The following is a 12,969-nucleotide window of genomic DNA, read 5'->3' on the forward strand; positions in this document are numbered from 1 at the left end:
ATCACGTCGTCGGCGATCACATATCGAATGAGTGGTCAACAGCGGTGAACCTAAGCGGTGGGAGTGCCGCATTCGCGATGCTGCCCCCGCTGCCTTCAGTCGGCGCGCGCGATCTAGACCAGCTTGAGCGGAATGGGTGCTGGTACGTAGACGTAAGCCTTGAAGGCCACGAGCTTCCCGCGACTGTCACAGTGCCAGATGCTGCGCTGCTTGCTCAAGCTAGCGATACCAAGTCAACTCGAATACGAGTTGGAAGAAGCGGCCTGTCCTATCAAGCGCAACAGACATGGTTCGTCCCCGCGGGTGCGTCACCTGCCCAGTCTTTGACACGGCCACTCTTGAACTTCCCATCGTTGTTCGACTGGGCGTCGGCGCGGGCGAGTACGCACAGATTGTCGGCTCAACTGTCGCCTGCAGGTAAGCAGACGGACGTACTCGCAACCATGCTCGGCGGTCGGAAATTTTTGGCGAATCTTGTTGCAGGAGAAATGCACTCCGTCCTCAAAGCTTTCCTACGCACTGGATCGACAGCAGATGCATACCCGCAGAACGAGGGCTGCGTAGTTAACGGCGAAGGCTTCCTCTCTTTCCGGGGTATATGCATGGTCTCTGAGATGGAAGAAGGTTTGCACGCGCGAGGGGGCGTCGACGAGCTATTGAAAACGGAGGTTTTGAGCCGGGGGCTTCTTCTCAAGTGTCCTACTTGTCAGCATTCCTCATTCGTTCACATAAACAGAATTGGCTCGACGATCAGTTGTCAGCGGTGCCTTGCCTCACATCCGTTCGAGCAGCGTTTGTGGCGACTGCCCCTGGATGAACCGACTTGGTATTACGATCTCCACCCGATTGCTAGAGGGCTGGTTCGCGAAAACGGCGACGTTCCACTGCTTCTCGCGGAGTACCTGCGTCGGACGGCGAAGCTTAGCTACACGGATGCGTCCGAGTTTCAACTTCTTGACGAGGGTCGTAATCCGGTCACTGAGAACGACTTACTCGCCCTGGTGGATAGGCAGCTTATCCTTGCCGAGGCGAAATCCTCGAATCACTTCGGCGGTCGAAGAGAACGATCCGCCACTGCGCGTAAACGCGTCTTTGCAGCGAAGGTTCTTTGTGTTGACGAAATTCTGTTGGGCACAACACAAATAAGCTGGGACACATCCACAGTCGAAGCGATGCGAGTAGCGATAGGTAATGAGTCATGGCCAACGGGACAACCACCGCGGCTGCGTACCATCTGCGGGTTGGGCAGCCATTCCCCTACAGATACTCACGTGGCCCTCTAGTGTCGGTGTCGGTGTCGTCGGCGCACGGTCGGAGGGATGGTTGGCACGGAGACCCTGCATGAGTTCGTCCTGGCATTACTGTTCGCTTTCGGCGGTGCGGCGGATCCGGCGGACCGGCGACCTGATCGCCGCCGAACTGCAAGTGTCGCCGATCTACTCCGCGGCAAATGCGGACCACTTTGGCCCGCGAGCGGAGCTGCCCACCTGTTGCAGTGCTTCGAGGCCGTCCGGGCTCAGCGACTTGCCGACATTCGCAAGGCGCACGGTCAGCGGCAGTCAGACATCGCCGCCCTGATGGGCGTCTGGCAGGCTCGGGTGTCAAAGTTGGAAAGCGGCGATCTGTCGCACACCGAGATCGGGACGCTGCAGTCATATGTTGCCGCGCTGGGTGGACAGCTTCGCATTACCGCCCAATTCGACGAACACAGAGTAGACCTTGATGCGTGAGCCACGCGCTCTCAAAGGTATTCGGGCTTCCGCACGGCTTCAAGCATGCAGCCACTCGGACCAAGCAGTCGAACTTCCGAGCAGCACGACGGCACTTCCGTTAGCGCGATTGCCATGAACCTGACTGCCTCCGAAACCAAAGGATTCAATCAATACCGCGTCTTTGATCAGACTATCGTCCGTCCAGTAAAGGCAGCCTGTGTTGGCACCTGAAGTCACCTGGAACGAGATGGTCGGCGGGTCCGTGGCTCTTACGTCAAGGTCTGTCACGCCGCTTAAACGACGGGGTGGACCAAACGCAATGAGCTGGACAAGTACACATTGCAACGCCCGATTTATCTCCGCATTTACCGACTCAAACGCCGCCGCGAATTTCGCCGCGAACGGTGATAGGTCGGCAACGACCGCGGATGTCATGGCGCGCGCTCTGCCCCATTGGACCCGTGGGTCACCGAAGTCATTACCGCTCTCCGTCCCAGCAGCTGCCGCCCGATCAGCTAGCGTGCGCTTTGCCGCCAGCAGTTCGCTACGCGTGGCATCATAGAGCTGTTGACTGATAGCCGCGAACTCGAGCCATGATGGCAGACTCATGAAGGCTTGAGCCAATTCGTCTGGCCTGGAACCAGACTCCACTCCCATGAAGTAGTCACACTGAGCGGGCCGACGCGAATACTGCAGCCCGGCCGACAAGCCGTCTCTCGTCCACGGCATTTCGGGGTCGAACTTGGAGTGATAAGAGTCCTTGGCCAGCTGAGGCGCAGGAATGGTCGGGAATCCGGGCAGTCTCGACCTTATCCACCACGTTAGGTACGACACAGATCGCTCAATGTTCGCCGAATTGTGTGAGAAGTCACGCTCTCGTGCAGTCAAGTTCACTTCCATGTGCGGGAACGCCTTGTACAGATGTATTGGTCGCGAATAGAATTCGTGAGAGCCCATGCGAGTTATACGAAGGAGACCTGGCAGCGCTGCTGGGTTATCTAGATCTCTAACGATCAATTTGAGTTCTTTACGAACGCCAACGACGATTGGCGAACTGCTCCAACAATCCGCCAAGGCCCGCGTCGCTGCCCAGAGTTCATGCGTACTCACGTTCGGCCAACCTCCAGCTCGCTAGTTTAGCCACGGCATGTCGACAAGTTCGTTGACAGCCTTGATAATCGACTCCTTTGCTGTGTCCGTCGGTGACTTTCGGACAATTGAATCCACGCTCCCCCAACCAGAATGCTTCCCATCGGCCTTCCAAGTTTCGAACTCGATGGCGCGGATTCTCCATACATCAGAACTTCGCCAGATCATGGGCCAGTACGGCTCCTCGGCACGGCCAGCGGGCCGGATTGCGATATCGAGAGGCTCAGGCAGTGCGACTTGCAAGATGTGCGGGTGGCATGTCGGTGGAAAAATATGTGCCGCAAGTGATCTCACTGCTAACTCAGTCTCCTGGTTATGTTCCTTCACAGCTGCGACAGCTTCGGACTCGGTGGCTGGAATGCGCCCGCTAACCCGGTCAGGCTGCAACAGCTCTTCTAGGATCTGACGCCAAAGAGTCACTGCTATTTGCAACGCGCCTGGTCGCGTCTCCCGTGCTCCGTGCCTGAGGATCAACTGAGCGACATCGGGGGGATCCAGGAGACGAGAGGCGTCACCCGCATTCCGAAAGACAAAGACTCGCTCGTCGGTGGTAGATCCAATCTGCACGGAGGGCGGCGCGACAGCTGTTCCAACAAGTACGTTCTCCACCAAACGCTGCACAGACGCTGGGGTGGCGGTTGAAAGCGAGCTCTGATCGAACTGAGAGATTCCCACACTCGCGAATGGGATGCCGGAAGTGACCAGGTGCGCCAGCGGCTGGGATACGCCAACCAGTTCAGCAAGAAACCGCAGTCGAAGCGCGTCATTCTCGGTTACTTCTGCGGGAATGGACGTCAAATCTTTGCTCATGGCGAGGGCTGAAAAATAGTCCGCCACAGAGTCGTGGACAGGTCGGACAGTCTGATCGTAGTTCTCGTAGGACACGAACCCGCCTTGGCGCGCAGTGCTCTCGATTTCGTCCGCGTCCATGTGCACGTTGGCAAGGGATAGCGAGCCACTCGACTTCGCCAACAACTGCGCCCACTCAAATTGGTCGCATTGGCGCCGTCCTCCATTTAAGAGCTCACTGAAGGCAATCCCCAAGGCAAGAGTGCAGAACTGCAGTCGCACGATTCCTTGACGCTCGGCCATCTGCTCGGTGAACGCGTAATACATTTGCGCTCGACTCTTGATATCGAATCCGTATGAGATGAGCTCTGCAGCCATCGAAAGTAGATAGGGCACTGAGGCCGCATCCTTTAGGGCATGTGCCGCCCTGGCCGCAATTCCGCTCGCATCCGCCGTGGGGCGTCCCTTCGACGTAAGGGTCTCCAGCACTAGCCGCTCACGCTGATCAGCCAGGATCCCTCGCAGCACGAATGCGGATCGCGAAACCTCACGCGGTAGAAGGGAATTGAGCACGGCAGGATCGCGACCTACGAGCACAGCTCGGCACGCACTTGGGGACTGAATCCTTGAGGAAAGCTCATCTACGAAGGACCGGCGCTGATCGACTGTCATTTCTGACGCACCATCGAACACAACCGTCACCGATGGATCTGCGAGGACAGCCCGACCAGCGGACACGCCAATCGGGCGGTTCAGGATGATAGCGAGGGCATTGCTTATGAGAGCAGCTAGCCGGCCCGGAATGAACGCTTCTGCATTCGCGATCACGACCAGCTTGTCGACGGTGCAAGCTTCATACCGAAGCTTGACTGCTGCAGTGGACTTGCCCGTTCCCGACTGCCCGGAGAGCAAGATGTGCTCTCGACGCGCTAGCAGGTCGGCCAACTGGGTCTCCTGCCCATCGCTGTGACCAGCAGCTCGCTGAATAGGCGATACCTGACTGCGGATGTCCTCGCTGACAGTCTTCGGCTCACCCAGATTCAGGACCCGCTCTCTGTAGTCGCTCCGCAGCGAAGCGTCCCAAATGTCCTTGAATCTCTGAGGATCAATTCCGAATAATTCAGCTACTTCTAGGCGCGTTACGACACGCTCTGAATCCTCACTCAGACTTGCCCGTCGTTGCACTAAGAGATTGAGGCTGCCAAGAATGGCGTCGGCCTCAGCTCGGGCATCTGGCCCAGTTCGCGGGTCAGGGAGGAGCGCCATCCCTTGTTGAATGCCGGCTGTCATCAAACTGGCGACCTGTGTCGGATCGACCACCAAGCGAACGCCGGTCGCGGCCTCCAACTGAACCGAATTGAGCCGATCGCCCGCAAGGTCTCGTAGGCTCGTGAGATCTCCGATATGAGCGGAACGAAGGGCGTGCTGCAGCTTCAAACCAGCTGGACCCAAGCGGCCACCGAGCAACAGTTCAAGGCCCCCTGGAGGGCGTTCTGTCAGCTCGGCCCATTCCACCAAGAGCGGGTAAATGTCGCTCGGGGCCCACACATTCTCTAGCTGCCGGTTCTTAATCTGTATGGCGGCAATGACATTCAAGCTGTTGTCTAGCAGTTCCAGATCAAACAAATCTTGCCGACTCTCAACGTGGACACCGAAGAGATCGGGCTGCCCCCCGTCCAGCATGCTGAGACAAGTAAGGACTGCACGGGCCTGCTGGTACAGAATCCCGGACTGATTACCCCATCCTGACACGCTCTCATCCTTACCAAATAGAGACGACAACCCAGAGCAGCTGGAACGTGCAGGGACTTGGCGAGTCGCGTCGGAGCCCTGGTCCTCCTAATTCCTCCGACGAGCGACGCTTCCCGCAGTCCGCAGTCGGCGTGCCAAATACAGGCAGGCGCTCAACCTAGAGCGCGATCAATTCGGCCTCCGCGCAACAGACCGTCGAAAAAAGCAGTGGCGCATTAGCTCTTCACTCGACCCATTCTTAACGCCTGCACGACCTGCCACGGCGCGGTCTCGCTGGCATCATAGGCGGCGGAGCGCGGACGACGGACTCCTTAGTTGAGCTAATGTTCCCAAAGTGTTCCCAAAGCCCATGAAAACGGCCCCCGGAGTTAGCTCCGAGGGCCGTTTTACCTGGTAGTGGGGACAGGATTCGAACCTGCGACCTCTGGTTATGAGCCGGCCGGTTGCGGTCTTACACATCTGCCTGCGTCGCTAACGTGCAGGTCAGGGGCCAACAGCAGTCTTCGGCGCTGCGTCGCGTTGCGCAGGATCCCACACGTTTCACTCTGTTTCGTTCACAGATCCGTTCACAAGCAGAGCAGTACACGGTTAGACGTCGATGGAGAGACGGTTCGCGGGCACGCCGGTTTCCCGCAGTCCCAAGGATGCAGACTGCGCATTGTCCTCTCAGGCCCGGGCCGCCGGTCTCGCGTCAGCGACTGGGGTTGCGCCTTCCTGGTACGGGCCGCTGCAAATTCTGGTAAGTAGCGCTGAGTCTTGCGATATGCATCAGCAGAGCAGCGATGGGACGGCCAGAAGGTTTTAGACGGCGGCTTGCCTTGAATGCCACCTGGATCCGTGGGGGATCTGGACGCCCGTTAGACGGCGCCACGACAGTGTTCCCGTCGTCAAAACCTAAGAAACGGCTCTTCACACTATTCGGTGGGCCTTGAGGAAGTCGTCGACGATGGTTTCGCATTGGTGACGGCTCATCGTGCGGAGTCCGGTCATGCGTGCGAACGCTAGGGGGCCGACGAGTTGACACATGGCGAGCTCGACGTCGAAGTGGTCAAGCTCGTTGCAAGCCAGGGGGCTCTGCAGGATGGCGTCGAACGGCTGTCGGTATTGGTCGACCACCCTCGTTCGCAGTGACTGTGTGTGGCCGGTGTCGTCACCATCGGGCGACGTAGGTCCTAGTGAGAGCCAGGCCAGCGTGGTGAGGTGCAGGGGCGCCTCGGCGAATAAGGACGCCTGACGGGTGAGTAGTTCAATCAGCTGCTCTCGCAGGGGAACTGAGCTCGGCGGCGGTGGGGTCACTTGGGGCAGGAGTCGCTCGAAGGTGGCGGCCAGAAGGTGAGAGGAACTGCTGAAATGGCGGTAGAGGGTGGTTCGTGCGACCTTCGAGGCCTTGGTGACCGCGTCGATCGTGACCGCCTCGACTCCGCCCGTGCTCAGCAGATGGGCGGCGGCGTCGAGGAGTCGCGTTCGTGATCGCGCCCGACGCGGATCGGCGTCGTCACTGTCGGGCGATGGGTATTCGCTCAACGCCATATCCGCGAACCGGATTGTCTGGCCATTCCCACGCTCATCACGATATGGTACCAACAGTAGCGTAGCGATACTGTGCGTACCGTGTGCCGAGACTTGGCTCAGGCAGTGCCCCGCTTCTGACTGGCCTATCCCCCAAGGCTGAGGATCGCTGATGTTGACAACCGGATCGATCAGCGCAGATTGCGCCGCCGAGGCGGTTTGCAGGCGCGAGATCATTCTTGACTGCACCGCAACGATCGCCACGCGCGGCGGCTACGACGCGGTGAAGATGCGCACAGTTGCCGATAGCGCGGGCATTGCGGTCGGCACTCTCTATCGTTACTTCCCGTCCAAGCCGCACGCGCTGGTAGCCGTCCTCGCGCGTGAATTCGAACGTATTGGCGCTGAACGAGATTGGTCCACCTCGGCGGGATCTCCGCGCCTGCGGCTGGAGCACTTGAACACCCGCCTCTACCAGGAGTGGCGTGCCAGACCTGCGCTGACCGAGGCCGTGACCCGCGCATTCGCGTTCGCTGATGGCAGCGCGAGCGCAGAGGTCGAGCGCGCGGCGGCGGTCATCGAGCACCTGATCGGGCTGGCGATCGCCGGCGGCGAACCGAGTTCGAGGCAACTGCGGCTCGCCGCCCTTGTCTCTGATATCTGGCTGGCCAGCCTGATCGCATGGGTCCGGCACAACACTTCCGCCGACGATATTGCCGCACGACTGGTGCGCAGCATCGGGTTGATCGTCAGCGACGAGGACTAGCCGCGGCTCGATCGATAAGGACGATTCCTGCAGAACGCTACTATCGGTAGCGCAGCGATACTAATGGTATCGTTGGGCAATCGGCTCGGCGGAGAGAGGTCTCATGATCACCCAGTGGATCGAAGCCTGCGAGGTCCAGCGCGTCAGCTTGGTCGGCGGTCTGGTGCTCAATCTGGAGGACTACAACGAGTTGGTCATTACACGACCACTACGCTTGTCACTACCTCCGGCGGGGGCGTATCCGGCAGAAGACGTGATCGTCGATCCGAATGACGTGCCGAATCATCAGCGTCCGTTGCTCAACTTTGCCGGTAGCGTGTGCACGCTCGCCAGCTGCGACGACGACGACGGCACTCTGCGTGTCGAGTTCTCCAACGGCTATGGCTTCACTGTGGCCGCCGATGAGCGCTTCACGGCGTGGGAGTTATACGGCAAGCGCCACGGTTATATGGCCTGTCTACCTGGTGGCCGGGTTCGCGTCGTGCGTCATGATCTACCCGAGGATGACCTGGTTTCCGAGCGCCCCGTGGTGCGCCCTTGAGCGTCGACGGCAACGAGGCGGACCCGCACGACGCCGCTGCTACTCGGGTCCGCGAACGCGCCATTTCGGCTGCGAGGACTTCCGGGGAGTACAGCGAGCGTCTCGGGGCATTGGCCCGTTTCACGGTGCGGCACAAGGCGTTAGTGATTGGCGCTTGGGTCGGACTGGCAGTGATTCTGGCCCTGCTGTTTCCGCAACTGGAGACGGTGGTCCAGAAGCAGTCGGTGCAGCTGATCCCGCGCGACGTCGGGTCCTTCCAGACCATCGACCGGATGAGCGAGGCCTTCGGCGAGCAGGGCTCCAAGACCATGTTGTTCGTGGCGATGGAAGACCCGGCGGGCATGACACCCTCTGCGCGGCAACGGTATACCGACCTGGTGTCGCAATTGCGCGCCGACACCGACCATGTGCTTCTCGTTCAGGACCTGCTGGCCGATCCGGTGACCGCCGCTCAGGCGCTCAGCGAGGACGGCAAGGCCTGGTATCTGCCGGTGGGGGTGGCCGGCACCCTTGGTGATCCCGCTGCCGCCGAGTCGGTCACCGCGGTCCGCGCCATCGTCGCCCAGGCCTTCGACGGTTCGTCGACGACGGCAAAGGTGACCGGTCCGCCGTCGACGTTCAGCGATCAGATCGCCGAGGCCGAACACGATCTGCTGTTCATCTCCATCGCCACCGCCGGGTTGATCGCGCTGATCCTGCTCATTGTCTACCGGTCGGTGTTCACCGCGCTGCTGCCTCTGCTGGTGATCGGCATCAGTCTGGCTGTTGGGCGCGGGGTGCTGTCCGTACTGGGCGAGCTGGGTATGCCGGTGTCGCAGTTCACCGTGGCCTTCATGACGGCGATCCTGCTGGGCGCTGGCACCGATTACACCGTCTTCCTGATCAGCCGCTACCACGAACAGCGCAGGGCGCAGGTCGCCCCCGATCAGGCGGTGGAGCACGCCACCGCCAGCATCGGACGCGTCATCCTGGCCTCGGCCGCCACGGTCGCGTTGGCGTTCGCCGCCATGGTGTTCGCTAACTTGAGCGTGTTCGCCGGGATGGGACCGGCCTGCGCGGTGGCTGTGCTTGTCGGGTTCGTGGCGACCGTGACACTATTGCCGCCGGTGCTGTCCCTGGCCGCAAAACGCGGTATCGGTGAACCCAAGTCCGACCGCACGCGCCGCTACTGGAACTCGGTAGCCGTGGCGGTAGTGCGCAAGCCAGTGCCGCTGCTGCTCGTCAGCCTGGCCATCCTGCTGGCATTCTCAGCGGTCGCCACGACGATCACGTTGAGCTACGACGACCGCAAAGGACAACCCGACACCACCGCCAGCAACCAGGGCTACCAACTGTTGGACCGGCACTTCCGCAAGGACATCGTCATCTCCGAATTCCTCGTCGTGGAGTCCCCCACCGACATGCGCACCGGCAAGGGACTGGCCGACCTCGACGAGATGGCCTCGCGCATCGCGCAAGTCCCCGGCGTGACGAAGGTCTCCGGCGTCACCCGCCCCGCGGGAGCACGCCTGGAGCAAGCCCAATTGGGTTGGCAGAACGGACAAATCGGCGACAAAATGGCCGGCGCAGTGGACGACGGCAACGCCCGCAAGGACGACCTGGCCAAGCTCACCGGCGGCGCGGACCAACTCGCCGGCGGCCTCGCCCAACTCGACACCACCCTGCGGACCGCCCTGACACCACTGACGGGAATCCTCGACCAAGCCCAGACCGCCGGACAACAGGTGGACCAGTTCCGGCCCCTATTGAAGCAACTCTCGGCCACCGCACCTGCCGTCGACCAGGCGCTGCGTTCTGGCCCTGGGCTGCGCCCACTCGCCGAGCAGGCCGACGGTGCCATCGCCACCATCGACCCCCTGGTGGGCGCCCTGAACACCTCGCCGTGGTGCTCGACCACACCGCAGTGCGCACAGATCCGCGACCAAGTCCAAGTCCTCACGACGCTGCGCAACGCCGGGTTCTTCACCCAAGTCGCCGGGCTCGGCGACACCGTCGGCCAGAACGCATCCGTGGCCGACACTCTGGCCGACGTCCAAACCGCTGTCACCTCACTGGACAAGGCGTTCGGTGCGCTCGGTGACCCCGCCAACCTGGCCGGTAACGTCCGCCGACTCCAAGACGGCATCCGCCAACTCGCTTCCGGCGCACAAGCACTGGCCACCGGTGTGCACACCCTGGCCGACAGCAACATCGAAATGCTCAGCGGGATGAGCCAGATCGCCACCCAACTGCAAAACTCGGCGCGCGCCAGCACCGGCTCCGACACCTCCAGCGGCTTCTTTCTGCCCCCCAACGCCTTCGAGAACCGCCAGTTCGCCGACGTCGCCAAACAATTCCTCTCCCGCGACGGCAAGACCGCCCGGTTCCTCATTGAATCCAGCAACGACCCCTACAGCGCAGCAGCCATGGACTTGTCCCACCAGATCGTCGCCGTAGCCGAGGCCGCCCGACCTAACACCACCCTGGCGCAAGCCCGCATCTCGGTCGCCGGATTTCCCGCGGTCAACTCCGACATTCAGCGCCTCCTGACCGCCGACTTCATCCAGCTGGCCGCCGCGACCCTACTCATCGTGGGCCTGATCCTGGTGCTGCTGCTGCGCGCACTGCTCGCCCCGCTCTACCTGCTGGGTACCGTCGTACTCAACTACACCGCATCGCTGGGCATCGGGGTGCTGGTCTTCCAGTGGGGCCTGGGCTACGAAATCGCCTGGCCCGTACCCCTATTAGCGTTCATCATTCTGGTTGCCGTAGGAGCTGACTACAACATGCTCCTGGTCTCGCGTCTCAAGGAGGAGTCCACCCGCAACATCCGCGTCGGGGTCCTTCGCACCGTGGCCAGCACCGGATCGGTGATCACCTCAGCTGGCATCATCTTCGCGGTCAGCATGTTCGGGTTGATGGTCGGCTCCATCGCCATCATGATCCAAGCCGGATTCATCATCGGCTGTGGACTGCTGCTCGACACTTTCGTCGTGCGCACGCTCACCGTTCCCGCCATCGCCGTCCTGCTCCGCGAGGCCAGCTGGTGGCCGCAACGCCGCACCGCCACACGATCCCACTAGCGCCTACAATCGGAAATCCGGCCGCTGACAGTAGATGTGTTCTTACCCCGCCGTCGCATCCGCCCTTGTAGCTGGTGAACGGACTACAAGGACACCTCGGGTCCAAACCCACCCACAGGACGGCCGCGCGAGCGTGCGAGGTGTGGTTGCAACGCCCCGATGGCCAGGTGCCGAAAGCGGACGATTGCACATTTGGCTTTGGCGGGCAGCGAATTGCGAACGGCGCTGTATAGCGACACGACTGGGGGCAAAGTAACAGTTCGTGGCGACACGAAAAGGTCTGCACTTTACGGTTACCGGACCCACGCGCGACGGCCCAACGGCGGTGGAACCTTGGCGCCATTGATGGTGCTGGCGACATCCATACGCGTCCAACGGCTTTTTGACCAGAAACTACTACCGGCACATCGCCCGTACTCTGAAGCGCGCGCGATGGGATATCACACGCAGCGCCGGGATATGTGGCGTCCCGCCAGGCCCGCAGGCTCGAGTAGAACGAAACCTCAATGCCTGGCTCTAGCAGGCGAATTGCGGTACCCAAGCCGTCGAAACCCGCAAACGACTATCGCCACGGTCGTGGTGTCGTCATCTAGCCACCGGTTCATAGGTCAGCTCTTCGGTCCACGATGGAGGCTTACCGAGCACCGCCGTGGGGAAGTGGTCGATCGCGGTGCCCAATCGCTGTGAAATGTAATGCAATGGCTGGGAACGCTTTATGCTCGCGGACATGTGGGCCTTTAGGATGTGGTAGCCGGGAACGCGGCGCGTGTACTCACTACGGTCCCCTACGTTCTCGTACCGCATCACCGCGCTGTACAACTTCTCCTCCGACAGTCCCATGGCGTTGAGATTCGTCAGCATCCTAGTAAGCAGCGGCACGTACAGGACGCCGCCGACAAGAACTCTGGGGTCGACAAGCGCCCCTATTGTCTGAATCGCATGAATGCGCAGAGGGCTGGCGCCGAGGTCGTTCAGGACTTGAAATCCGACTGCTAGGTGTCGCGATTCGTCGCTGTTGACCTTGTTGAAGACCTCGGCGCACAGCGGATCCTCCACCTCGTCGAGCAGGAACTTGAGCAGTGCTCCGTCAAGCGCAGTCTCCAACGCGGGAATCGCCGCTCCGATCACTGTCAGCGGAAGGGCCTCGGCGTATCTGTCGAGCCACTCGATGACGAGGCGAATATTTTTATTCGGCTGAGGAGTTTCGCCATGGTCAAGCATTCCCCAACGTTTCATGAGGGCGAGCTCCGCGTTAGCGTGCCGCTGCTCCTCCGCGTGAAAGTACTTGTAAATGTCACCTAGGGCATCGAACGGCGCCTTCGGCGCCATAGCGGCGAAAGCGCGTGCTCCGACGTGTTCTATCCACACCACGTCAGACATGAACTGCTTCAGGGTGGGCCGCTGCTCGTCGGTGATCATATCGGCGCCCGGCGCATCCCAATCGATGTCGGCCAGCGCCCACTGCCGATTCTTGATCGTCTCCAGCATGTCGCTGTACTTGAATGCCATTGGACATGTCTCCTTGACTCGTGGAAAGGCTTAGCTGGCGATACGCTCGCCCAGCCCGAGTGCGCGGTACAACTTGCAGACACCGCGCGTTTGAAGAACGACGGGATCTTGGCGCCGATCAGAAAAAGACACGAAATAGCCTGCGCGCCAAAGAATCCGATGACGCACCAATGCCCGGAA

The 12,969-nt window shown here is 60.9% G+C and carries 8 protein-coding genes; 4 read left to right on the plus strand and 4 right to left on the minus strand.

Annotation, left to right across the window (positions count from 1 at the left end):
• Positions 1-1,319: 1,319 nt before the first annotated feature.
• Positions 1,320-1,730 (plus strand): XRE family transcriptional regulator, encoded by a 411-nt coding sequence (locus ACZYYX_RS24270; RefSeq protein WP_463817265.1) that lies wholly within the window; start codon positions 1,320-1,322, stop codon positions 1,728-1,730.
• A 39-nt stretch (positions 1,731-1,769) separates the two neighbouring features.
• Here the strand turns inward: ACZYYX_RS24270 and ACZYYX_RS24275 are convergent, their stop codons facing one another.
• From ACZYYX_RS24275 to ACZYYX_RS24285, 3 genes are all read right to left on the minus strand, one after another.
• On the minus strand, positions 1,770-2,669 hold the full coding sequence (locus tag ACZYYX_RS24275) for a hypothetical protein (protein ID WP_463817267.1): 900 nt from the start codon (positions 2,667-2,669) through the stop codon (positions 1,770-1,772).
• Positions 2,670-2,843: 174 nt separating this feature from the next.
• Entirely contained in the window at positions 2,844-5,333 is a 2,490-nt protein-coding gene (locus tag ACZYYX_RS24280; RefSeq protein WP_463817268.1) for an NACHT domain-containing protein, read from the minus strand.
• Between the two features lie 978 nt (positions 5,334-6,311).
• On the minus strand, positions 6,312-6,932 hold the full coding sequence (locus ACZYYX_RS24285; RefSeq protein ID WP_463817269.1) for a TetR/AcrR family transcriptional regulator: 621 nt from the start codon (positions 6,930-6,932) through the stop codon (positions 6,312-6,314).
• Positions 6,933-7,083: 151 nt separating this feature from the next.
• Here ACZYYX_RS24285 and ACZYYX_RS24290 point away from each other — a divergent pair, with 151 nt between their 5' ends.
• The 3 genes from ACZYYX_RS24290 to ACZYYX_RS24300 all read left to right on the plus strand — a co-directional run bounded on the left by ACZYYX_RS24290 (position 7,084) and on the right by ACZYYX_RS24300 (position 11,280).
• Entirely contained in the window at positions 7,084-7,677 is a 594-nt protein-coding gene (locus tag ACZYYX_RS24290; RefSeq protein WP_463817271.1) for a TetR/AcrR family transcriptional regulator, read from the plus strand.
• 103 nt (positions 7,678-7,780) lie between these two features.
• The gene (locus ACZYYX_RS24295; protein ID WP_463817272.1) at positions 7,781-8,218 is read left to right on the plus strand and encodes a DUF6188 family protein; all 438 of its coding nucleotides are present in this window, start codon (positions 7,781-7,783) and stop codon (positions 8,216-8,218) included.
• Between the two features lie 62 nt (positions 8,219-8,280).
• Positions 8,281-11,280: an MMPL/RND family transporter gene (locus tag ACZYYX_RS24300; RefSeq protein ID WP_463817753.1), complete on the plus strand. Its 3,000-nt coding sequence runs from the start codon at positions 8,281-8,283 to the stop codon at positions 11,278-11,280.
• A 585-nt stretch (positions 11,281-11,865) separates the two neighbouring features.
• Here the strand turns inward: ACZYYX_RS24300 and ACZYYX_RS24305 are convergent.
• Complete coding sequence (locus ACZYYX_RS24305) at positions 11,866-12,789, minus strand: ferritin-like domain-containing protein (protein ID WP_463817274.1); 924 nt, start codon at positions 12,787-12,789, stop codon at positions 11,866-11,868.
• Positions 12,790-12,969 lie beyond the last annotated feature (180 nt).

The sequence above is a fragment of the Mycobacterium sp. IDUB_1 genome (assembly GCF_055419625.1).